This window comes from Rhodoferax sp. ZS1R25 (assembly GCF_056521335.1).
In genome coordinates this window covers 958170-981355 of record NZ_JBWMAZ010000001.1, presented here as the reverse complement: position 1 = coordinate 981355, position 23186 = coordinate 958170, and the positions used below count along the sequence as shown (strand labels likewise).

The window sequence follows — 23186 nt, the reverse complement described above, 5'->3', positions numbered from 1 at the left end:
CGTACTCAGAATGCAATCGCGCTCGTTATCGAGAAAACCGTCGACTCAAACAATGAGGCATCTTCCGAAGAATTTCGTAGATCAAGGCAATCCTGTCGGGAATGATTTCCAGATAACTTCTGGTTCTCATGGTCGATACATTTTCCGCATGCCTTCTATAAACCATCAACGGTCGCCGTAACATTGACACCTTAAATCCGAGGCACCCCGCTATGATTCCAAGCCACGCATCGTGAAAAATACCACGACGGATTGGAATGGGAAGAATATCGCTCAATATCTGCCTTCTAAAGGCCATGCAGCAACCAGTGTAGGTATTGCTGGCAATATTTTTCAAAACACCTACTGAAGTATTGCACACTTGGAACAAGGACTCACTGACCATGGCGCCCTCTATTCGTGCATCATGCAGAAGTAAATCAACAGCTTCTTTGGCAAAAAAATTCCGCACAACCTCAACCTTATTGCTCTCCCATCTATCGTCCTGATCGCTCAAAAAAATTAAATCACCCCGTGCGAGAAGAAGCGCTTTTTCAAAGGTCCGCACCACGCCTAGGTTATTGTCATTCAGATGCAATTTTATTCTTGGGTCATTCAGATTTCGAATAAGAAGAACTGTTTCATCGGTTGAAGCATCATCTACGATGATCAACTCATCCTGAGAGCCCAGTTGGTCCAGAATGGATGAAAGCTGGACAGACAGGTATTTCGACCCATTGAAGGTCGCCATGCAGACCGATACTACAAGACTTCGGTCGGGCGATACATTGAACATATGAAACTGGCTTTCCGGAATTCGACTCCAGTCGATTATTTTTTTTGACTAAGAAACTTGTACAGGATACGTCCGTAGAAAAACCGACTGGACTCAAGATCAATCATGTGAAGACGTGCATTTTTGTGAATAGGCTGAAGAAGAAAGAAAAATGTCCACAAAAACAAATTGGTTGCACCACCGGGAAGAACCGCTATAAGTTGTGCCGCCATTTTCAGAAAAAAACCATCCATCCGTTTCTGCAAGAACTGTACATATTGTTCGCGACCATACGCGCCGCGTGCACGAAAAATGAGCAACCTAGCGACGCTGCGCCATGGGTCTCTGACGCTGACTTGCTGCCGGACTCTTTCGCTGATTGTCGTAAAGGACCATATCAAGTCTGGCCATTTGAAAAGAGAGATTGAAAAGCTGCTGGATGACCACAGCGCGTTGCCATATCGAATGACAATGGAGGGCGCCGCCAAGACCAGGATCTCGCAAGTCATGGGCCGTTGGAAAATCACGCCCATATGAACGAACAAAGAGCCAAAGTATCTTTTTTTGTCTCTGGCATCCCACATTTTCTTCTGAATCACCACACAACCAATGAAAGACAGGTAGCTGGCAACATTGGCAAAAAAAACCTCCGCATCCTTAGGGCCATATACCCTGTCATTCACCTCATTCAGGGCATGCGACTTCAATACCTCTCTCAAGTCCAGCGATCTCACTTCCGAGTTGACAATTACCAAACCGTAATTCCTGCCTATGGCATCAATTACAGAAGCCACCGCGCCTGGCAACAGGATATCGTCGTCAGAGAACAACCAGCAGTAATCCCCCCTCGCCCAATCGACAGCCCGGGAATAGTCCTGATCAACACCGCCTTTCACCTCCAACCGGAAATAGCGGATACATGGATACATTCTCTGATAGCCACGCACAATCTCCTGCGTATTGTCTGTGGAAGCCCCATCAACAATGACAACCTCGACAGCATCCGTCAACTGAGAAACGATGCTGCTCAGGGTTTCGCCAATGAACGCCGCACGATTTAACGTCGCTATGCAAATGGAAAGTTTGATGTTTTCACTCATTTGATAGTTTTATTCCGGCAATACTGAGTGCTGCAGCCCCAATACGAGAAGAGGCTAGGCCATCAGTTTTGTATGCAATATGATTTAGCCATTCCAGCCGCGCCGTCGCCAAGGCAGCAGACAACTGTTGCTGCCCACCTTCAGCAATTTGCATAAAGATGTCCATGATTTGATCTGGGGTCTGTGGGGTAAGGACAGCTCCCGATTTTCTGAATTCTTCGCTAAACGGCCAGCCAGGAAATATAGGGCAGATGGGGAGTTTGCCGGCGATCATCGCATCGATCGTTGCCGTTGATCCGAAGGAGATGAAGGCATCGCAGACGGCAATGAGTTCGCGGATATCTAAGCCTTGGTCGGCAAAAATGATGTTCTGCGCCGAACTCGCCAACGAACGGGTCTCCTCCACGTTTTCATGAGGATGCGGCTTCACTACCAGAATGACTTTCTGTATTTTTTCTGCCACATCAAATATGGCGCGTTTCATGCCTCGCAACACCTCAGGTCTGGCGTACTCGGTGTGCGTGCTATCGGTATAAGTGGACGCAAGCAAAATGACGGCACGCCCATCCGCTAATCCCAAACTCCTGCGCGATGCTTTCACAAGTGAGCGCGGCGGCCGTACCAGAACGTCATGTCTAGGAGAGCCAGTTAACAGTATTCTCTCTTCCGGCACGTTCTGCTTGAGCAGCGCCACTTTTGAGGCTTCGCCCCATACAGCCACACGATAGGCTGAAAAGAATCGCCACTCGACCGATTCGTCTCCCGCCAACCCGAACTGAACTTCCAGACATGGCATGCCCATCCCTCTAGCTATCAAGGCATACATCCGGGTTCTCGCATCGGATGTGTCGGGCGAAAGCACCAAGGAAGGCCGATGCTCGCCGAGAATGTGTCTGGCCAATGCCGCATGCGGCAGCATAAGCGGCAAGTAACATCTGAAGAAGAGGTACAGGACTGTCCGCGCGGCCTGCGACAAATACTGATACTCGGGTGGTAAGAGTTTGATGACCGTCTCTGGCTTGAGCTCAGACTCAACTTGGCGGAGAGACGTCTTTAGCATCTTGACTCGATGACGCGCCTCAGCCCCCCAATGCTGCCATATCGACTGATGAAGAACATGCGGTGGGTTTGCTGATGGCGCACTACCGCATCCCTCATTCAAAACCACAGTGCACCAGTTGCCATCTACAGGCAAGCCTTCAACCACGGGCTGGAGCACATCCCGATACATTCGGGGCGTAAATCCCAAACACAAAAACACAGAGCCGGAAGGCCAGTTCGAACACCCACACTGATCAGGCGGACGGTGGCGCAGTGCATTTTTGAGCCTCAACACAAAAGGCTTCACAAGCAGCTTCAAATGCGCCTTATATGTTGTCGCCGCAACCGCAGTCGTTAAATGCCGCCATGCCAACTCAGGCGCGAAAACATCCCAAAATGGGATTCCATCAATCGTCAGAATTTCTGACAAGGTCTTGCCGCTTGAGTGCCTGGCTTTCCCGATGTGTTCAATCAGGCTCGCATAATCATTTTGCACATGGGCAAAACTGGCAGATCCCTTACTGTTGCTCATGAAGGGGCAACGCAGGGTCGCGGTCAACCATTTGGTAAATCAATTCCTTGAAACCAAGCCTTGGCTGCCAGCCGAGTTGCTCTCTTGCTTTCGTAATATCGCTTACAAGCGGAAAGGGCTCGTTCGGTCGAAGCATGGATGCATCTCCACGAACGCACTCTCTGTAGTTCAGACCGACAGGCTCAAAGGCGATCCGACAAACATCAAGGACCGAGTGAAAAATACCCGTTGCGATCACATAGTCGCCTGGTTGAGACTGCTGCAACATGAGCCACATTGCCTCAACGCAATCACCAGCAAAGCTCCAATCCCGCCACGCGTCCAGGCTCCCCAGTTTCAATTCGCCTTCCATCCCGATCTTGATCATTGCGTCCCCATAGAGTTTTGCCGCTCAGTACGGACTGCGTGGATTCACGGGGGTCCGCTCTGTCTGCGGACTTTTCGTTGCTTCACCAAATATTTCGCGACTGGACGCTTGGCAAAACCGGATGCTTGCATCCACTCGCCGTATCGCCTCCAGTATTCTCACTGCGACCAATCCGTTCACATCCCCTAATCCCAAAGAGTCGCCATACATGGCCGCCCAGGTTGAGAAGCCGGCAAAGTTATAGACCTCTGACGGCCTATATTTGGCGATCGTCGCCTCAATCGACTCTTGGCTACGCAAATCCCAATCGACCAGCTCAACGTCATCGGGTGAAATGGAAGTACCACCAAAACCGGCCGATGCCCTCGGTGAGGCTCCGACAAGTCGGCAACCCTTCTGAAGCAGGCTCTCGGCCAAATAAGAGCCATCTTGACCGGTTACGCCGGTTACTAGTGCTGTCCGATCAAGCATGCGAAATCCGGCAGCCCTCACCCGTTCTTACGGGCCACCATCACGCGATCGAATCCCTTGACGATGCCAAGTTTGCACAAGAGCTTGTCCACGCCCAATACCATGCGCGCCAAGGCATAACGCAAACCATCGGGGCCGGAAATTCGCATCAATGGCGTTCCCGCAAAAGCGTTGCGCTGCACGCTATAAATAACCTCGAATTTTTCATTGAAAACTTGAGCGATTTCATCCACACTGGAATGCTTTGCCTCTTCCATCGGGCTGAATATCTCCTCGCGGTATTTACTCTTCCCACTCAAAAGCTTGAAAACCGTGACCACTTTTTGGGGATATGACAAGTTGTATGTCGGCAATATGAATTCACAGAAGTATTCAAGCGCTTGTTCAAGCTTGCCCCGAGGCATATCATCCATTGTCGCCACGATTCCACCCGGCTTCATTGCACGATACACTTTGTCCATAAAGGCGGGGACATCAGGCATGTGGTGAAATGCAGACCACCCCGAAACCGCGTCGTATGTCTCAACACCCAAGTCCAGTGCGCTGACATCCTCGAGGTGGTAAGTGACAGACCCAAAGCCTTCTTTGTAGGGGTTTTCCTCCAGCGTCTTTTTGGCGAGTGCAATTGCCTTGGGCGAAATGTCATAGGCATCCACATGGCACCCATTTCTGGCCAACTCCAGCGCTAGCCAACCGGAGCCGCAGCCAATATCCAAAACACGGGCACCAGGTCGCTGAGAAACCAATTTTATATATGTATCACGCGCCTCACCATCCAAAAGTGCGGTCATCTTCGGATCAATGAGGAAGCGTTTCTCACCACGTTTGGGAATAAATTTAGTCGCTCGACGGATATCGACTTCCATGGCGATATGCTCAGCGCGTTCGGTACGGATATCGGCAATACCGTCGAAAAATTTTGCCTCAGCCTGCTTGAGCTCTTTGAAATTATCTTGTGTCATATACACGACTCCTTTGTTTATTCAAAACCAAACGATTTCAATCAATTCATCCACATGGCTGCAACACTGTATAAAAAGAGTGATCACAGCCGCAAATTACGTTGCAAGAGAATTTCGACCTCTTCCGCCACCCAGATGCTGTGATCAATTTTACCGGCAAAAACAGAGAAATATCCGCCGCCATAGTCCGTAACAATTGACGGGCGAGCGTCAGAATGCTCTCTGCGAGCCAGAACCATCCGCGGCCCCTCCAAAAACCCCACCAACTCTGATTCCGCCAGCGCCGGCACGTAAGTCGAACAGGTGTCTCTCATATTTTCAAAAAAAGAGGTTTTCTCAACGCTTGCGAATGGCGCAGTTTCCGGTGAAAGCCAGTCGGAATTCATCTTTGTCGAAACATCCGATGCCACTACGCTGCCTGTAACGTTGTAGAGCAGAAAGTTATCTGACTTGCCGTGCGGAAGAACAGTCATGAATGGCCCGTCCATGATCGTTATACCGACCTTGGGTATATCCATCTTGATGATGGGCACGGCCGTATATTCATAGAGATTATCTTTAACCTCAAACCCGAGTTGCTCGGTAAGCCTGTTTATATCGCTATAGCAGGCATTGACGACCAGATCCGCAGCAAAACTCCGCCCATCCTGCGTTGTCAACAGGTATCCACTTAAAGATCTTTTCAGCCGCATCACTCTCTGATTCAAAGCGATACTTATTTTTTCCTCTCTGATTCTGTCCCACACCAATTGCCGAAGAATATTGCAGTCATAAACTACCTCCTCGCAGAGAATACCTGTATTTACCCCGGAAATCGACACAGGAAAATCACTTGCCTCAATCTCCTTAAAGGGTAGGCCTAGTTGCCTACAAAAATCAAGGTACGCAAGTGGGGCTGTCAGCGAGTTTTGGTTGGAAATGAAGTATGCATTCAGGAAATTATCCAGAATGCATTCCTCATATTTGAGACGAAAACTCTGAAAGCCGCGGATTGACTGCCTTCCCGTTTCCAAATCCCTAGGGTAATGAAAACCCAAGTGAAGACGATTTTGGTTGTTGCTTGAAGCGCCTGCGAGCAAATCACTCTTAGCCTCAAAAATCTGGACAGTCAGTCCCAATGAGGCTGCCTTCAAGGCGATCTCTGCACCAAAAATCCCGCCGCCAATTACGGCAACATTCGCGCTACTCAGCATCGAAAAGGCCCTTCACGTCCCTCTGCACGCCAATCTAGGTGGAGACGATTAAACCGAGAATCCATCATCAACCACTATATTTTGACCTGTCATATGACGGGACGCATCCGAAAGCAAGAACAACAGGGGCTCTGCGATATCAACAGGATTCAGCATGCCTTTTTCTTTGCAATACTCACCATAGGCCTGAAGAAAATCCTCGGGCTGCCGATCCAATACGCCACCAGGCGAAAGGCAATTTACGCGAATATGATCTGTCTTAAAGTATTGAGCAAAATACCGCGTGAGGTGAATGACTGCCGATTTGATTGCAGCATATTCAACCGGCATTGTCATGGAGGTATTTCGGTAGATCTCGAAGCGAGGCGCCATTACCCCATAAATGGACCCCATGTTGACAATATTGCCATGCCCTTGTTGCCTGAAGAAAAGGCCGAATTGCTGGGCAACAAGAAAGTATCCGCCTAAATGCAAATTGGTATTTGCGCAAAAATCGGCATATGTCACTTGCTCCAGTTTTCGCCCGTAGTTTGGGTTACGTGGATACGCGTTGTTGACTACCGCATCAATTTCCCCGTGTCGCGTGCTGACGCGCTCAATCAGGCTGCATACCGAATTCGTATCGGTAATATCCAGCACTTCTGCATAGGCTTTGCCGCTAGAGGAAATTTCATGGACCACTGCGTTGGCGGCATCGATATTAATATCTGCCACGATTGCTGTGGCACCTTGTCTTGCAATTGCCTTGGCAAAGGCACGCCCCAAAAGGCCTGCACCGCCGGTGATCACGATAGTCTTTGCTTTCAGCATATGCGCTCAGCCCAGAACTCTTTTGAAATAAGCAATTGTCTCTTTCAGCCCCGCCTCCAGTTGCACGGTCGGTTGCCAAGCCAGCTTCTCATTCGCCAAGGATATATCCGGTCGACGCACACGAGGGTCATCTTGCGGTAGCGGCATGAATACCAATTGCGACTTTGACTGTGTCAGTTGCAATACCTTTTCTGCCAATGCCAGCATCGTGAACTCTCCGGGGTTCCCAAGATTCAGTGGCCCCGTCAACTCTGCAGGCGCATTCATCATCCGCACAAAACCCTCTATCAGGTCATCCACGTAGCAGAAACTTCTGGTTTGCTGCCCGCTGCCATAGATGGTGATGTTCTCACCTTGCAGCGCCTGAACAATAAAGTTGCTGACCACCCGACCATCCTGCGGGTGCATGTGCGGTCCGTATGTATTGAAAATCCGCACCACCTTGACTTCGACACCATGTTGTCGGTGGTAATCCAGAAAAAGAGTTTCCGCGCAGCGCTTGCCCTCGTCATAACAACTGCGGATTCCTACGGGATTGACCCGCCCCCAATAGTCCTCCGGTTGCGGGTGCACTTCCGGATCACCATACACCTCAGAAGTAGACGCCTGCAAAATTCTTGCTTGATTTCGCTTAGCCAGTTCCAACAGGTTTATGGCGCCATATATGCAGGTTTTCGTGGTTTGGATCGGGTCATACTGGTAGTGCACCGGACTCGCCGGACAGGCTAGGTTGTATATCTGATCAACCTTCAGATCAATGGGAGACGCAACGTCATGGCGTAAAGCCGTAAATCGCGCATTCTTCAGCAGATGTGCAATGTTGGTTGGATTTCCAGAGGAATAGTTGTCAACGCACACGACATCATGCCCCTCATTGAGCAGCCGGGCACACAAATGGGAGCCCAGAAACCCGCTCCCTCCAGTGACAAGAATACGTTTAAGCAATCTGCTTCCTTATCAAAAACCTGAACACGTCAAGCAGATCAGCACAAGTAGTGCGTGCTACACATCAAACTTGTATTGCTCCAACTTTTCACTTTCCGTCAGCTTGTAAGCATCCAATCCAATCGTACTCTCGCCCGGTCTTGGCAAGACGTACGCCACGACTTCGTCCAAAAAACCCATCCGTGCGCCAGAGCCATAAATACGCATCTGCAAATCCAGATCCCATACTCGATTCCACTCCTTGCGCCAGCATTCGACGTTGTAATGCATGAATCGCAAGTACGACCGGTACAGCCAGGTTGCAACCCCCCCGATTTTGGGACTGTTGTCATTGGGCCTGACAGGTCCGCGAGTGAGGTATGGATCTAGTGCACGAACACCGTCCACCACTTTACGCTCACCGAATCGCTCCGCCTCATACAGCCCAGACACAAACTCGTACTGTCCTTGCTGCGCAAATCGAAGTAATTTCTCTATGTGATCGGGTGACCAAGTGTCGTCGTCGTCAACACGAGCTATCCACTGCCCACGCGCAAGCTCCATCGCCTTGTTTGCCGGCACAGCGCCGCCCACAAACCAGTGGTTTTCGACGGTTTGACGGTACTTTCTACTACGTGTTGGGAGGTTGTAGAAACGCAATCGCGGATCACGGATCTGAGCGAGCAACTCCGCAGTATTGTCAGTGCAATGATCTCCCACGATCATTAACTCAAGGTTGGTGTATGACTGCGCCAGCACCGAGGTAACCGCACGCTCAATCAACAATGGTCCGCGGTTATATGTCGGAACACAAACGGTTACCAGTGGCGTCTGATTTTCGTCGCGATAATCATGCGCGTGTAGCAGGCGAGCCACTCGCAACTGTAAAGGTTCTGTGAGAGCGAATCGCAAGCTGTTGGCGCTAGCAATGAAACGGTCTTCCAGCGTGCGCCGCGGGACATTTGACTTATCGGACATACTGTCCTCCATTGAGATCAATACACGCTCCATTCAAATGACTCCAGTGAGTCTGGCAGAGATCAAACACGATATCTGCCAGATTCTCGTTGCGCAGCAAATGCCCTGATGGAATTTGCGATCGATGAAAATCCCGCCTGGATTCGGCCATATCGCGGAACATCGTGCTCTCTTCGATCAGCCCGGGAGCAACAGCATTGATTCGGGCGCCCTGCGGCAGTCGCGCAGTCATGGACTTCACAAACGAAAGCAATGCCCCTTTTGAAGCGGCATAAATCGGGTCAAAACTCCCACGCTGCGCAGAGATAGACGAAAACATCAACACGCACGAACGCTCCGTCAAGAATGGCAACATTCTCGAAAGCACTTTGACCTGACCGTTGAAATTGACTGACATCACCTCGTCAACTTCCGAAAACGCATATGCATCCAAACTCTTCCCGGGCAACACCCCCGCCAGAAAAATGACCACATCAATACGCGGCGCAGCAGTTTCCAGATGACAGGAAAAAGCCTCAATGCTCGCGTTGTCTCGCAAGTCGAGGTGGACCATATCCGCCCGCCCCTCCTGCACAACCGGAGCATGTGCAGCATAAGTCCCCAGCACACGCTTTGCAGAGTCTCCAAAGCGCGCCATTATCGCGCCGCCGATGCTAGATGAAGCACCCACCACCACCACAGCATCCAAGGCTGGATGACCGCTCATGTCAACGATTCACCCGATGGGCCACTACCCAACACGATCAACGCTCCCGATCCAAAACTCTTACCTGCTTCGCGTGCAACCCACTCCAGGATTTCCGATCTGTATCGGGGAGCGCAAATAACCAGCAATTCACTCTGAGCAATGTGCGCAACGCAATTGATGGGCTCCGATACAAGGACGCCCTCGCTTTCGAGATGGCTCTTGCGCCTGGGATCTGAGTCGACCACTCTTACGGACTCCGGCAAATCCATGCCATCGATCAGACGGCGCAAAAGATCCGTAACAGCCCATAAGGTAACTTTCCCATCAGCTTTACTTATTTCCATGATCTGCTGCCGCAACTGCTGGATTTGCAGTTCATTTCGACGGATTTGCTGCAGCCCGCCATGGACACATGCCAAGGCATCAATGAATTCGCATTGCGTATCCGCCTCCAACACCATCGGGACAGCTTCCTTACGAAATACGCCAAGAATTCCGTATGGCCGGCTACACATATGTCCGAGCTCAACCAGATTCAGCCCCACGCTTCGAGCAACTGCAGTCAGCGTCACGGCTGAGAAGTGGTTGACATGCTCAAACTCAAGCAGCAATAGATTGCGGGGATACAGCCGTAAATCCGGGACTTCGCAGACCATGACACCGCCCGGTTTGAGTGCCCGGTGACACGCAGCAAGAAAATCTTTGACCTGAACAACATGCTCTAGAACGTCGTAGTGCGCCAGCACATCAACCGAGTTCTCGACCAAATCATGAACACTTCGAAGTTCAGCCGGCACATCACTTGCAACATCCACGACAAGCTGACGCCCAAAAAGCGAAGCGCACCGTCGATGGAACTCACCTGGTTGATCTCCACCGACCTCTGCAAATACACCATCCGGAACACTGTACCGCTCAAGTACGCTAAGTCGCGCATCTACCGAATATGGCAGTCCGATTTCCTTATAACCAGTCAATCCATCTGCGTAATAACGTGCCAAATCATCTTGCCGCGGGCCTGGAGAGGCGAAGCAAAACCCACATGAACGACAAACGGCCACATTAAACGGAAACTTCCAAGTGTTGTGGGCACGCACAACAACACTCTGGCTGGACCAGAGTGACTCCGCATCCACAGCGCCACAACATTCGCAGGTTCGCGCTTCGAGGGCTATTTCAAGAAAAAAGGAATTGTGAATAGATGGAGACATCATTGGCGTTGGCCCATTAGGCATTCTGCGATTTTAAAATCCATAAGCGTATCAATATCTATAGAGCGCTCTATTGGAACATGTACCGATCGCACCCGCCCTTCAAAAACTGCGTTATGCGTCATGACAAATGAGGGGCGCACGACGTAGGCCACTGTTGCCATGTCAAACACTGCCGGCGCATCTTGGCGGCGTGCTATTGCAGATGCTGGCGGAATAACTAGGCCAACGGTGCCATCCGCATTGATTTTCACCATGTTGAAGTACGGGCTGCGATGGGCATCGGTAACGGTAACAACAATGTCTGCGTCGCCTTTCTCGAATTGATCGAGGCAATTGTCGATGTCCACAGGCTCTCGCAGCGGAGCTGTTGCAGGAATAGAAACCATGGCATCAGGCAAGCCACTTTCGCTCTCCTGAAGGTATTCAATCGCATGTCTCCATGCCAACCATTCTGGACTGTTGTCCATCGCAAGCTCCTTGGGCCGCATAAATGGCACCTCCGCGCCATACTGCCTCGCCACTTCGGCGATGTCATCGGAGTCAGTTGATACGATGACTCGGTCAATGCGTGAAATCGCTCGCGCGTGCTCTATCGACCATGCAATGAGCGGTTTACCGGCCAATTGTCTGATATTTTTTCCAGGCAATCCTTTTGATCCGCCACGCGCGAAAATAAATGCAACCGCTTTCATGTCCTCTCACGCTCCTGTGCGCTCATGTCTTTGAACCTCGACTCGCCGCCCCTCTGCCGCCGCCTGCCGTGCAGCGTCTATGACTTCTAATACCTTCAAACCGTCCTCTCCGCTGATGATGGACTGTGCACGGTGTTCCGCGCACGCGATCAGATGTTGCCACTGCGCAAGATAACTTTCATCGCGCCCAGCCTGATGTCGATACATTTCCTGCCATGTCGACTGACCAGAGGCCATCATTTCAACCGTTCCTTCGACTCCATTCCAACGCAGGCTTCCGAACTTTCCAATCGCGATACATGTGCGTGTAGTATCCTGGCGAATGAAATCCAGATTGGCCGTAGCTACAATGGGTCTTTCATCACGCTTGGGGAGAAAACTCAGGATCAGATGCACCGAATCCTCGACGTCGATCTCAAGATCGCTTTGCCTTGACAGGGAAGCCTGGACCCAGTTCACCTCACCGAAGATCCAGATCAGATAGTCCAATTCGTGACTCAGCTCAAGCAAAGCACCGCCCCCCAGCGCCAGCTGTGCTGATACGCCCTGTCGATAATCCGAGTCTGGTCGCCACGACGGAAGATACTGGCCAATCTCAGTCCTCACCGACCACACCGGACCGATCGCCTCACCATCCAGCATGGCCTTGAATTTTTGCAACGAGGGCAAGTACCGGAGGTTGTAGCCAGTAATCAATTGTGCCTCGGTTTCCCTGCAAGCAGCTAGCAACTCCGGTACACCGTCAACTGATACAGACAACGGCTTTTCAATTAGGAGGTGCACTCCCGCTTTCGCAAAAGGCATAGCGGCAGATATATGCAAAGTTGCCGGATTCGCGATCACGGCAATCTGGGGGCTAAAGGCCAGCGCCTCATGCTCAGTTGAAAAAGAATAGTCAGCAAACTCAGGAATGACTGGGTCGAGCTTGTGTCTCAGCACTGCAATCTCAGCTTGCGGAAAAAGCCCTCTTGCCAAACGGAGGTGACGTTTCCCAATACTTCCAAGACCTACCGTCAGAATGCGTTCAATCATCTCATCAGTCTCGGTCAAGCGGAGCCGCCAACATCAAACACTGCGCCAATCGTCGGCCAATTGGCAAGCTCCACCCCGGCAGCTAACAGAGAGCTCCGTGCCTGCTTCAGACCATCGCCTACAAAATTAAACAAATGTGCCGTGGCCACCGCATCCACCCGCGGGTCAGCGAGACCAGCGGCAAGATGTGACGCATTCCCTGCCCCACCCGCCAAAATGACCGGCGCAGACCAACCACTCGGCAATTGATCTAGAAGCGCGATGTCATATCCTTGACCAGTACCGTCCCGATCAATCGAGTTCACATACCATTCACCAACCGAACTGGCACTGATCTCACACAATACATCTGAAGCACAGCCGCTCAGGGCGCAAGTACCTGAATCGGTCCAGATTTCACACTTTCCGCCCGCAGCGCGCTTGAGGTCCAGCGAACCGACAACACACTGCTGACCAAACTCTTGCGCCAATTCCTTCAAGAATTGAGGCTGACTAAAGAGAGGGCTATTGATCACCACTTTGTCCGCACCGGATCGAAGCAAGCGCCGTGCGTAGTCGACGGAACGTACGCCACCGCCAGCAGCGATCGGAATAAAGCACCCCTGCGTCAAGGCTTCCAGTGTTTCGCAGAATGCAGCCTGATTGCGCACTCCACGAGAAACATCTAAAACAATCAACTCATCAATAAAAAAAGAAGTTTGGGAAAATTTGTAGTTCTTCTGCAACCAAGCCAGATTGCCGACTTTTTGAAGCCGAAAGTTACGGCTCAGCATGAACTGCCCGTTGTCATAGAGCAGAGTAAAAAGGATGCGCTTTTTCAACATAGGTCACAAAGACAGGAAGTTGCGCAGCAGCCGCAGTCCATTAGTTTGGCTTTTCTCGGGATGAAATTGAGTTGCAAAAATATTCTCATGCTCGTACGCGGCAAGGAAATCTTGCCCGTAATGGCATATCCCATGGCGCCCTGGCAACCCATCGGCCGACAATCGGTAGGCATGCACGAAGTAAAAATCTGCCGCTGAGGCTACCCCCTGGAACAAAAGGCTTGAATCCTCACTGACCACTCGATTGAAACCAATGTGAGGAATTTTCAATGCGCCCACGGTCTTGGGATCAAATCGATCCACCGTCGCAGGAATGAGCCCCAGACCGACAGTTTCACCATCTTCAGTTCCATGGGAAGCCAAGAGCTGCATTCCCAGACAAATTCCCAATATTTTTCGCCTCTTGCCAACTGAAGCCTCAAGAACGGCCTCATCCATATGGCTACTACGAAGCGCTTCCATGGCTTTTCGAAAGGAGCCGACCCCAGGAAGAATCAGCGCCTCAGCTTGTGCTACCTCGCTAGGCGCATTGCTGACTATCGCATCATGGCCCAAGTAGCGCAAAGCACTGCAGACCGACCACAGATTCCCCATTCCATAGTCAATGACCGTCACTCGCATGTCTGTAATCACGCGACAAGAAAGCGCGGAGTCCAATAGCCGTCAATTTTCTCGAACAACTCCAGATTCGCCCAACGATCCAAAGCGGCATCAAACTCACCACGACTCAATTGATAGTAATTGAGATAGGTTTCCAAATACTCATGAGGATAGTGGCCATCGTACAGACGGACCAAATTCACTGCCTGCTGACGATCCATGGCCCCTCGACGTACTTCAATGCATGCATCCTGATTCGCACGTCCAAAGCCAAACTTTAGATACATCAAATACGTATGCAACGCATACAAGGCCTGATCGTTCTGGGAGAAATTAGTGAATGTACCGGAGTTTGTGCTCTCAGCCTCCTTCAGGCCACAATATTCTTTGGCAACCAGATAGTTCCTATACGGATCCCAGTTCTCAAAATATGACCAGTGGGTAATATCGATAGGCGTGCGTTGCAAGGCAGAATCATCGGGAAAACGAAAAAAATAGAGATCCTTTTCCGGCAAGTGCGATTCCTTGAGCACTTTGTCGTAACCACCCTCCAAGTAAACCTTTTTCATATAGTGAACGTCATAAATCGGATTTTTGTCCGTCTCCGTAGTTCCGCCATACTCCACCTCACCATCTTCTCCATAGAAGATCAAGCCAATCCCCATCTCCGTGGCCATACGCACAACACCCGCCTGAATGGCGATCAACCAGCCATAGTAGGGGAACCCCATTTCAAGCAGTCCAACCCGATTGAGTGCACGCATGGCCTCATGAGCTGGATTTACTGAAATATGGTTGTAGCCGCTTGCAACAAATGCCTTTAGGTTCTCTTCGCCAAGCGTCAAGGGAAGCGCAGGCGTAACCGTCAAAGCAAGTGGATTCATGCCGTACTTATGCTTCAGGTTGTACGCTACGTATGAACCGTCCTTGCCACCACTCACCGGCACCAGACAATCAAAGCCCCCGTCGCTGCGACGATGCTTGGCAAGCAACGTCTCAAGCTCCTTGCCGCGCGATGTCCAATCGAGTGTTTTCTTTTTCTCCATCCAGACGCAGGCATTGCACCAGCCTCTTGGGTCAAAGCTGATGCGCGGACGCGTTGACATAGACAGACAATTCGAACACCAACGCAAATTTTCAAGACTTGTTTTCATATAGCAGACCTTATTTTTGATACTTATTGGCTTCAGCTAGGTCATCTGGCCTACCGACATCCAGCCACGGTTCATGCATGGGATAAGCCACGGTACGTCCATTCTTAGCCTTCAGACGTTCAAACAGTGTGGGCATATCACAGGGACTGTTGGACTCCAGCTCGGTCAATACACTAGGCGATAGAACATAGACACCCGCATTGATGTGAGTTCTAGCCACCGGCTTTTCCTCAAAGCCGACAATTTCCACACCCTTGGTCTGAACCACGCCAAAAGGGTGCTGCCATTCATGTACGCGCACAGCCATCGTCGCCGCGGCATTGTGGCGCATATGAAAATCAAGCAACTCACCATAGCGAATGTCAGTGAGAACATCACCGTTAGTCACCACAAATGATGCGTGGGGCAACGGGTCCAGCAAACCAAGGGCGCCAGCGGTACCCAAAGGGGCTTGCTCTCGCAAATAGTCTATCTGCACTCCCAGACGGACACCATTCCCGAAATACTCTTCAATCATGTGCCCCAGATAGTGGATGGCAAGCACGAAGTGTTTGAAGCCTTCCAGCTTACCTCTCTCAATGATGTGTTCGAGCATGGGTTTGCCCGCCACAGTCACCATTGGCTTAGGACAATTCTCCGTAAACGGACGCAGCCGGACACCTTTTCCTCCAGCCATAATAACCATCAGGTTAGCGCGAGACGGTGTTGTCGAGATTTCATCCCAAAGATGCAATCCCACCACCTTGCGCCACTCATCAACGACTGGAATTTGCTGAATCTTGTTGACTCGCATCACCTGCATGACCATCTCTCGACCTAGGGCCGGGGGGACAACCAATGCATTGCGATGGATGACACTTTCAATAGAACTATTGAAGTTCAAGCCTTTCAGCAAACCTCGCCGTATATCGCCGTCAGAAATCGTCCCCTCCAACTCACCGTGGACATTCACCACAATAATGATCCTCAGCGAGGATTCATTGAGATTGCGCACAGCGTCCTGAACATTCGAATCAATAGGCAATATGGCCTGCCGCCATAGCACTTCAGGAGTGCTCATGTGGTACTCCGTCCAACAGACGTCGGCAGATCATGAAATTTTTTTCTGACGATTTCATTCAGGTCATGGTTTTTCAAAACTGCAACGACTTTCTCACTCGCACCGCCATCACCATAGGGATTGCGAACACCGAGCACCGCCGACTGGAAGTCGGCCGAGTAAAGCTTCTCCAGTGCCGCTGCAATGCTTTCTCGCTCCGGTTCGCATTGGATGACGCTGTCCGCCTGTAAACGCCCCCTTTGACGATCACCAATGTTAATGGTCCCTTTCTTCAAACTTGGAACTTCCAACAACCCACTGGATGAGTTGCCCACCACTCCATCAACTTGCGCAATGCATGACAAGTAACGCAGCTGACCAAGCGAACTGTAGGCTCGCGCATTGCTGTGCTGCCAGACGAATTGCTCCACCATCCGGACCAACCGTCTACCGTCTGCATCCGCATTCGGCATGGTGAAGATAAGGTTGGTATCTGTCAGGGCACCCAAAGCTTCCAGAAGCTCTGCCATTTGATCGGTGGCACTTGCGGACTCCAGCGTAGCGGGATGAAATGTAACGAGTAGGTTTTTCAGCCCAAACTTGAAATCCAGAGAAGTTTCCAGCTCAGCACGATCAAGCAGCTTCAAACGTTTGATGCTGTCAATACCCAGCCCCCCCACGAGAAACACATGATCCGGCTGCTCGCCCAGTTGGATTACACGTTGGCTGTACTCTGATGTGGCAACAAAATGCAGATGCGACATCTTGGTTATCGAATGGCGAAACGCCTCGTCAACTGCTCCTTCTGTAACTTCTCCACCGTGCAAGTGTGCAACGGGTATTCGTGCAATCAAAGCAGCAGTCACTGCAACAAAGATCTCAAACCGATCGCCCAAAACCACTATCAGATCCGGCTGCAATTCACTTAACGCATCGGCAAAGCCAATCAGGCCAAGCCCCATGGATTTGGTTATGCCAACGGCGGTGTCTGAGCTCACCAACATTTCAATCTTGCGATCAATCACGAAACAATCATTAACAATGGCTTCATAGGTCAATCCAAATTCTGGCGACAGGTGCATACCCGTTGCAATGATCTGAAGCGCCAGAGCCGGGTCGTCTTTTATGCGCTGCATGACCCAGCGCAACAGGCCGTAGTCAGCTCTTGTCCCGGTGATGACGCAAATCTTGCGCGTCATAGTTCGATTAACTCGTCTTCCGCGAAATCCCGCCGCGCGATACGCCCAATAACGTCGTCCCACCGCATCGGGGATATGCCGGTGCCAGGTCGCTTCACAGAGATATTCTGCGCACCGAGAGCTTCGCCCTTCTTGATGGCTCGACTCGCCACGATCGACTTCCGGGCAACAGGTTTGTTTTTCGCCTCGCTAGGCGTCACGCGCTTAACTCCATCGCCCAAAGCTACCTCTATATTACGAATGGCGGCGACCATCGCCTTCAACTCAACAGGTTCCAGGCTCGCCTTGTGGTCAGGTCCCGGCAAATTCCGGTCAACCGTGAAGTGCTTTTCTATGACTGACGCACCCATGGTGACCGCTGCAATAGCGACCTCAATACCAGAAGTGTGATCGGAGTACCCCACCGCCACCCCAAGGGCCGCCCCCATGTACTGCATGGCGCGTAGATTCACCTCGCCCATTGGCGTAGGGTATTCGGTAGTGCAATGAAGCACGGTAATGTTGGCACGCGAAGTCCCCGCCTGCTCCAGCACGTGAATTGCATCCTCAATTTCACCCAAGGTCGCCATTCCTGTCGACAGGATGACAGTACTCCTCAAATGACCGATATGGCGCAAATACGGCAGATTGGTGATCTCCCCGGAAGGGATCTTGAAAAGGTTATGACCGAGATGGCGCAATAACTCGATACTTTCGATATCAAAACCAGTCGACAGAAACCCGATTTCACGCGCAGCACAGTGCGCGATCAAATCTTCGTGCATCCCTTCACTGAGCTCCAGACGGCGTAGCATCTCATGCTGAGACTCTGTACCTCCTGTGGATTGAAGCTGATAGTCCGCTTTTTTTGCGACACGCGTAACTTGACGATCGGCCTTAAAGGTCTGAAACTTCACGAAATCAGCCCCAGCTTCAGCCGCCACGTCAATAAGACGTTTAGCGATCCCGAGGTCTCCATTATGGTTAACTCCAGCTTCCGCAATGATGAGGGTTCGATCTGTCACGCTCCATTGCCTCCTATGTATCGCGCGTGATCCACCTGTCCGTGCCGCACAGAAATCCCCATACCTATAAGGCATCCGCGCCCAATGGAAACACCTTCCCTAATGGTTGCGCCACTTCCCACAAAACTCCCTTCCCCGACATGAACGCCTCCATTGAGGATCGCTCCGGTGGAGATATGGCAATGGTCTTCAACGACCACATCGTGCTCAACAAGTGCACGAGTATTGATAATACAGTTGTCTCCGACCCTTGCCCCAGCGTTGACAATCGCGCCATGCATCACGATGCTGCCGCCACCTACCGTTGCATGGCGAGAAACCATTGCAGACGGCGAAATCACTACCGGCAATTGAAACCCAAGCGCAAGAAGCTTGCAGTGCAATTGACTGCGTTTATTCGGTGACTGAATTTGACCTATGGCAATGAAAGCATATCGATAAATTTCGGCCAATTTTGGCAAATTGTCATCAGTACCGATGACAGGGTAGCCGAGATACCCGCCCCCCTCCTGCATACCGATCAAGCCAGCGATTTGGTATTGACCAGACTGCTCGATGATATCGACACAAGCATGAGCATGCCCTCCCGCGCCAATGAGTATCAACTCGGGCTTACTCATTGAACCAGTCCAGAACTGCTCGGGATGTTGATCAGGCAATCCGACAACAACTGTGCGACTGAAAGATCCATGCGCGGACATTCCTTGAACGGCGTCAATTCATGCATCAGGCTCCATGCAGGGCGTGTCATGCATCCAGCATCATTGGTGGCCTGCAAGATGGTATCGCGCTGGGAACACACGTTGGCATCCAAAAGCAGCGCCTGCAGCCAGTAGTTACTTTGACAGCGGTCAGGCTCCTCCATCAGCGTGACACCGGGCACTGATGCAAAGGACTCTTTGTAGGATCGAAACAGCTTCCGCTTCGAGGCCAGCATCGCAGGCAGTTGCTCCAATTGGGCACAACCTACGGCGGCATTGAGATTTGGTAACCTGTAGTTATAGCCAACTTCATCGTGCCCATACTTCCAAGGATGCGGCAACTTGGCCGTTGTGGTCAGGTGTTTGGCACGACGCGCCAGCTCAGAGTCGTTGGTCAGAATAGCTCCACCACCTCCGGTTGTGATAGTCTTGTTCCCATTGAAGCTCAAAGTACCCATCCGACCAAAGGTGCCCGTATGCTGGCCATCATAGTAGCTACCCAGCGACTCGGCAGCATCTTCCACCAGTACCAAATTGAAGTCATGGGCAATCGCCAACAATTGATCAAGGTCAACAGGGTGGCCGAAGGTATGCATAGGCACAATTGCGCGAATGACACGTCCAGTAAGCCGATTGATGCACTGACCGGATCGCTGCTCAGTATGGCTGACAAGATAAGCGCGCAACTTTCGCGCATCCATACCCAACGTTCGCTTGCTGCTGTCAACAAAATGCGGCCATGCGCCACAGTAAGCAACGGCATTCGCGGTGGCAACAAAGGTTAGCGCGGGGACCAGCACCTCATCATCCGATCTGACCCCAGCTAGCTTCAAGGCGATGTGCAAGGCAGCGGTGCCGTTGACCACCGCGATCGCATGTTTTGCCCCAGTGTATGCAGCCAGTTCAACTTCAAAACGATCGACAAACTTGCCCACTGAAGATACGAAAGTGGAGTCAAGACATTCCTTGAGATAAAGCCATTCATTGCCCACGAAACTGGGCGCGTGCAACGCAACCGCTTGCTCCCCAACCACACGGCGAATGGCGGCTAGGACTGATGAAGTCAAGGCGCTCATAAGTTGTAGATATCTGCCTTGTAGCCAGTCAAATTTCCAGGCTGTGAAAACCAAGCAGCGGTCTCTGCCAACCCACGTTTGAATCCGTCGCGACCGCCGTAATTGGGCCGCCAGTCGAACAGCTGTTGGGCCTTGGCATTGCAGGCCCACAAACGCTCAACCTCCGAGTTCCCTGGCCTTAAACGCACCTCATCAGTGATGATTTCAATCTCGACGTTCATGGCCTCGGCAATCAACAACGCGGTGTCCCCGACAGATATTTCGAAGTTGCTTCCCAAGTTGACCACTTCACCCAGCCCCAGATCAGAGTGCATCACAGCCATGAAGCCCGCCACCGTGTCTTGAACAAAGTTGAAGTCTCGCGTCGGCGACACAGCCCCTAGTTTGATTTTCCGCTGACCATTCGCGATTTGCGTGATGATGGTGGGAATGACAGCTCGCGCCGACTGGCGCGGTCCATAGGTATTAAAAGGGCGGGCAATAACGATGGGAAGACCAAAAGAGGCATAGAAAGAATAGGCCAACTGGTCAGCCGCGATCTTGGTGGCGGAGTACGGAGATTGCCCCTGCAACGGATGCTCCTCGGTAATCGGTACAAAGCGAGCCGACCCATAGACTTCGCTTGTCGACGTATGCACCACTCTCTTGATGCCCAACTCACGCGCTGCCTGCAAAACATTCAGCGTGCCATTGACATTCGTATCAACATAGGTGCCGGGGGAATGGTAAGAGTATGGAATAGCAATCAGCGCAGCGAGATGCAGCACCACATCACAACCCCGCATGGACTCTTTAACACCATGCGGGTCACGAATGTCCCCACAAAACACTTCAAAAGCACCTTTTACATCAGGGCCACAATGGTCAAGCCAGCCCCAGGAATTGAAAGAGTTGTAAAGGACAAAAGCTCTGACCTCATGCCCTGCGCGTACAAGCGCCTCAACCAGATGCGAGCCGATAAAACCATCGGCACCTGTAACTAGAATTTTCATGCTTTCAGTTTCCGCGCATTTTTACATCATCACTGCAATAAAGACAAACAAGGCATATCAAGCGGCTGTGCCGATGATTTCTTGATATGTACCACTCCGCTTAATGAACCCATCCGCCAACTCAATGACCTGCGTGCATTTCTTCAGAGTGCTGAGCCGATGAGCAACGATGATGATCGTCAATTCGTCGCCCAGACTTTCGATGGCCTCCATCACGGCTCCTTCGGTATCACTGTCCAGAGCACTCGTAGCCTCGTCAAACACAATGACATCAGCTTGCTTGTATAGTGCACGCGCAATACCAATGCGTTGGCGCTGCCCCCCGGATAGACGTACCCCACGCTCCCCGACCGGGGTGTTGTATTGATCCACCCACGACTCTATTGTTTGGGCGATTTGCGCTTTCTGTGCGGCGACACGAACACGACTGTAGTCGATCTGATCTCGCGGAATGCCAAAGGCTATGTTCTCGGCAATGGTGGTGTCCGCCAAGAAGATGGCCTGCGGTACGTGGGCAATATGCGCCTGCCAAGCCCGCTGATTTTGCGGGGAAATGAGAACATCATCAATTGTGAGGGCTCCCTGCGTAGGATGGAGAAGCCCCATAAGCAGGTCGAGCAAGGTACTTTTCCCACTTCCGGTGGTGCCGATGAAGCCGATGCGACCCCCCTTCGGAATTGTGAAGCACATGCCTCGCAAGACCCAAGGCGCATGGGGTGCATAGCGGAAGGTCAGATGCTTGAACGCAATTTCCCGCAGAAACTCAATGGGCTGCGGCATGGGCAGATCCACATCTGCAGGCAATGGCTGGTCCAGCAAGTCCAATGCATCACGCAGAGTTTGCTCACCACTGCGCATGGAGGCCCAACTGGAATATGTTTGCTGCAGCACGGGCAGCAAACGTTGCGCCCCTAGCGCCAACGCCCCCAAAACCGGTATGGCGCCCGCAACCCCATCTGGTCGCCCCGACAGGGAGTATGCAAGTGCAGCAATAAAAACCATACCCAATGCCTCGATGCCATAACGCGGGCTGTTGCCAATGATCTGACTACCTGCCTGAGCGCGCCTGAGTGGCAAATCTGCATCACTATAATGCCGACAATACGTCGATTGCGTACCATCAATCAATACATCGCGAATACCGTTCAGCCCCTCTTGCAGAGCCTTGAAAACCTTTCCTTGGTCGCGGCTGATGCTTTGACTGTAGCGTTCTAGGCGCTTTCTTGTTAACGCAATCACCATCGCATAGATAGCACCGAATCCAGCAAAAGCCGTCACCGCAACAACCGGCTCGATCACGATCAGTGCCAGGAGAATGGTGGCCAGGATCATGATTGAACTCACGATGATGAGGAACGGCCACAGTATCTGATATACAACCACAGTCGTTTTGTTAGCGATGGCCGCGATGATTTCACTACTGTTGCGCGCAACATGTACTGCATAGGGCTGGTACAACGTGCGACGAAAAATGCTAATACTGAAATCTGCACCGATTGCATGGCTGAGCCGGGTCTGCACCCAAAGCAAAATCAGCCGCGTTGCGCCAGAGAGAAGCGCAGCTCCGGCAAAGATAACGGTGAGCGGCAAAAGCAATTGCCGAGGCTGTGTAATGCCAAGGGCATGGATGAGCGGTTGTGCAAGCGGGTGCCCCCAACCCCATTCGGGAGCCGTGAGCACTCCCAGAAAAGGAAGCACCGCCCCAATACTCAAAACCTCCGCAAAGGAGGCCAGCACCATCAATACAAATAGCCCTCCAAATTGCATGCGGCGCCTCGGACTCATATGGCCCCACAAGCGAGACAGCAATTCAGCCATGGACTGAGATTCAGGCAAGTT

Annotated in this window: 22 protein-coding genes and 1 pseudogene; all 23 read right to left on the bottom strand. The window is 51.6% G+C overall.

All coding sequences use genetic code 11. The features are described 5' to 3' along the window. Nucleotides 1-25 precede the first annotated feature (25 nt). Nucleotides 26-730 (bottom strand): glycosyltransferase, encoded by a 705-nt coding sequence (locus tag AC097R_RS04630; RefSeq protein ID WP_479596440.1) that lies wholly within the window; start codon nt 728-730, stop codon nt 26-28. Between the two features lie 80 nt (nt 731-810). After that, nucleotides 811-1854, bottom strand: a complete 1044-nt coding sequence (locus AC097R_RS04625; RefSeq protein WP_479596439.1) for a glycosyltransferase family 2 protein — start codon at nt 1852-1854, stop codon at nt 811-813. Then, complete coding sequence (locus AC097R_RS04620; protein WP_479596438.1) at nt 1847-3427, bottom strand: CDP-glycerol glycerophosphotransferase family protein; 1581 nt, start codon at nt 3425-3427, stop codon at nt 1847-1849. Before AC097R_RS04620 ends, AC097R_RS04625 begins: the two co-directional genes overlap by 8 nt. Further along, a pseudogene (locus AC097R_RS04615) lies at nt 3414-4265 on the bottom strand (GDP-mannose 4,6-dehydratase). The gene AC097R_RS04620 and the pseudogene AC097R_RS04615 overlap by 14 nt, the downstream one beginning before the upstream one ends. Nucleotides 4266-4282: 17 nt before the next feature. Further along, the gene (locus AC097R_RS04610; protein ID WP_479596437.1) at nt 4283-5227 is read right to left on the bottom strand and encodes a class I SAM-dependent methyltransferase; all 945 of its coding nucleotides are present in this window, start codon (nt 5225-5227) and stop codon (nt 4283-4285) included. Between the two features lie 83 nt (nt 5228-5310). Continuing rightward, on the bottom strand, nt 5311-6420 hold the full coding sequence (locus AC097R_RS04605; protein ID WP_479596436.1) for an FAD-dependent oxidoreductase: 1110 nt from the start codon (nt 6418-6420) through the stop codon (nt 5311-5313). A gap of 48 nt (nt 6421-6468) precedes the next feature. Then, a complete protein-coding gene (locus tag AC097R_RS04600) occupies nt 6469-7230 on the bottom strand; it encodes an oxidoreductase (protein WP_479596435.1) in 762 nt (253 codons plus the stop codon). 6 nt (nt 7231-7236) lie between these two features. Further along, nucleotides 7237-8175, bottom strand: coding sequence for a UDP-glucuronic acid decarboxylase family protein (locus AC097R_RS04595; protein WP_479596434.1), 939 nt, complete (start codon nt 8173-8175; stop codon nt 7237-7239). Between the two features lie 57 nt (nt 8176-8232). Further along, entirely contained in the window at nt 8233-9132 is a 900-nt protein-coding gene (locus AC097R_RS04590) for a glycosyltransferase family 2 protein (RefSeq protein WP_479596433.1), read from the bottom strand. Next, the gene (locus tag AC097R_RS04585) at nt 9122-9838 is read right to left on the bottom strand and encodes an SDR family NAD(P)-dependent oxidoreductase (RefSeq protein WP_479596432.1); all 717 of its coding nucleotides are present in this window, start codon (nt 9836-9838) and stop codon (nt 9122-9124) included. Before AC097R_RS04585 ends, AC097R_RS04590 begins: the two co-directional genes overlap by 11 nt. Then, nucleotides 9835-11034 (bottom strand): methyltransferase domain-containing protein, encoded by a 1200-nt coding sequence (locus AC097R_RS04580; RefSeq protein WP_479596431.1) that lies wholly within the window; start codon nt 11032-11034, stop codon nt 9835-9837. Before AC097R_RS04580 ends, AC097R_RS04585 begins: the two co-directional genes overlap by 4 nt. Beyond that, on the bottom strand, nt 11031-11726 hold the full coding sequence (locus AC097R_RS04575; protein WP_479596430.1) for an acylneuraminate cytidylyltransferase family protein: 696 nt from the start codon (nt 11724-11726) through the stop codon (nt 11031-11033). Before AC097R_RS04575 ends, AC097R_RS04580 begins: the two co-directional genes overlap by 4 nt. Before the next feature lie 6 nt (nt 11727-11732). Further along, entirely contained in the window at nt 11733-12758 is a 1026-nt protein-coding gene (locus tag AC097R_RS04570) for a Gfo/Idh/MocA family protein (RefSeq protein ID WP_479596429.1), read from the bottom strand. A 14-nt stretch (nt 12759-12772) separates the two neighbouring features. Continuing rightward, on the bottom strand, nt 12773-13582 hold the full coding sequence (locus tag AC097R_RS04565; protein WP_479596428.1) for a HisA/HisF-related TIM barrel protein: 810 nt from the start codon (nt 13580-13582) through the stop codon (nt 12773-12775). A gap of 3 nt (nt 13583-13585) precedes the next feature. Then, nucleotides 13586-14197, bottom strand: a complete 612-nt coding sequence (hisH, locus tag AC097R_RS04560; RefSeq protein WP_479596427.1) for an imidazole glycerol phosphate synthase subunit HisH — start codon at nt 14195-14197, stop codon at nt 13586-13588. A 14-nt stretch (nt 14198-14211) separates the two neighbouring features. Then, entirely contained in the window at nt 14212-15336 is a 1125-nt protein-coding gene (locus tag AC097R_RS04555) for an N-acetyl sugar amidotransferase (protein WP_479596426.1), read from the bottom strand. 10 nt (nt 15337-15346) lie between these two features. Further along, on the bottom strand, nt 15347-16396 hold the full coding sequence (locus AC097R_RS04550; protein WP_479596425.1) for a nucleotidyltransferase family protein: 1050 nt from the start codon (nt 16394-16396) through the stop codon (nt 15347-15349). Beyond that, complete coding sequence (gene neuC, locus AC097R_RS04545) at nt 16393-17574, bottom strand: UDP-N-acetylglucosamine 2-epimerase (RefSeq protein ID WP_479596424.1); 1182 nt, start codon at nt 17572-17574, stop codon at nt 16393-16395. Before neuC ends, AC097R_RS04550 begins: the two co-directional genes overlap by 4 nt. After that, nucleotides 17571-18578: an N-acetylneuraminate synthase gene (gene neuB / locus AC097R_RS04540; RefSeq protein WP_479596423.1), complete on the bottom strand. Its 1008-nt coding sequence runs from the start codon at nt 18576-18578 to the stop codon at nt 17571-17573. The genes neuC and neuB overlap by 4 nt, the downstream gene beginning before the upstream one ends. Beyond that, a complete protein-coding gene (locus AC097R_RS04535; protein WP_479596422.1) occupies nt 18575-19198 on the bottom strand; it encodes an acetyltransferase in 624 nt (207 codons plus the stop codon). The genes neuB and AC097R_RS04535 overlap by 4 nt, the downstream gene beginning before the upstream one ends. Beyond that, nucleotides 19195-20355, bottom strand: coding sequence for a LegC family aminotransferase (locus AC097R_RS04530; RefSeq protein ID WP_479596421.1), 1161 nt, complete (start codon nt 20353-20355; stop codon nt 19195-19197). The genes AC097R_RS04535 and AC097R_RS04530 overlap by 4 nt, the downstream gene beginning before the upstream one ends. Beyond that, nucleotides 20352-21347: an NAD-dependent 4,6-dehydratase LegB gene (locus AC097R_RS04525; protein ID WP_479596420.1), complete on the bottom strand. Its 996-nt coding sequence runs from the start codon at nt 21345-21347 to the stop codon at nt 20352-20354. The genes AC097R_RS04530 and AC097R_RS04525 overlap by 4 nt, the downstream gene beginning before the upstream one ends. 57 nt (nt 21348-21404) lie before the next feature. Further along, nucleotides 21405-23165 (bottom strand): ABC transporter ATP-binding protein, encoded by a 1761-nt coding sequence (locus tag AC097R_RS04520; protein ID WP_479596419.1) that lies wholly within the window; start codon nt 23163-23165, stop codon nt 21405-21407. Between the last annotated feature and the right edge of the window lie 21 nt (nt 23166-23186).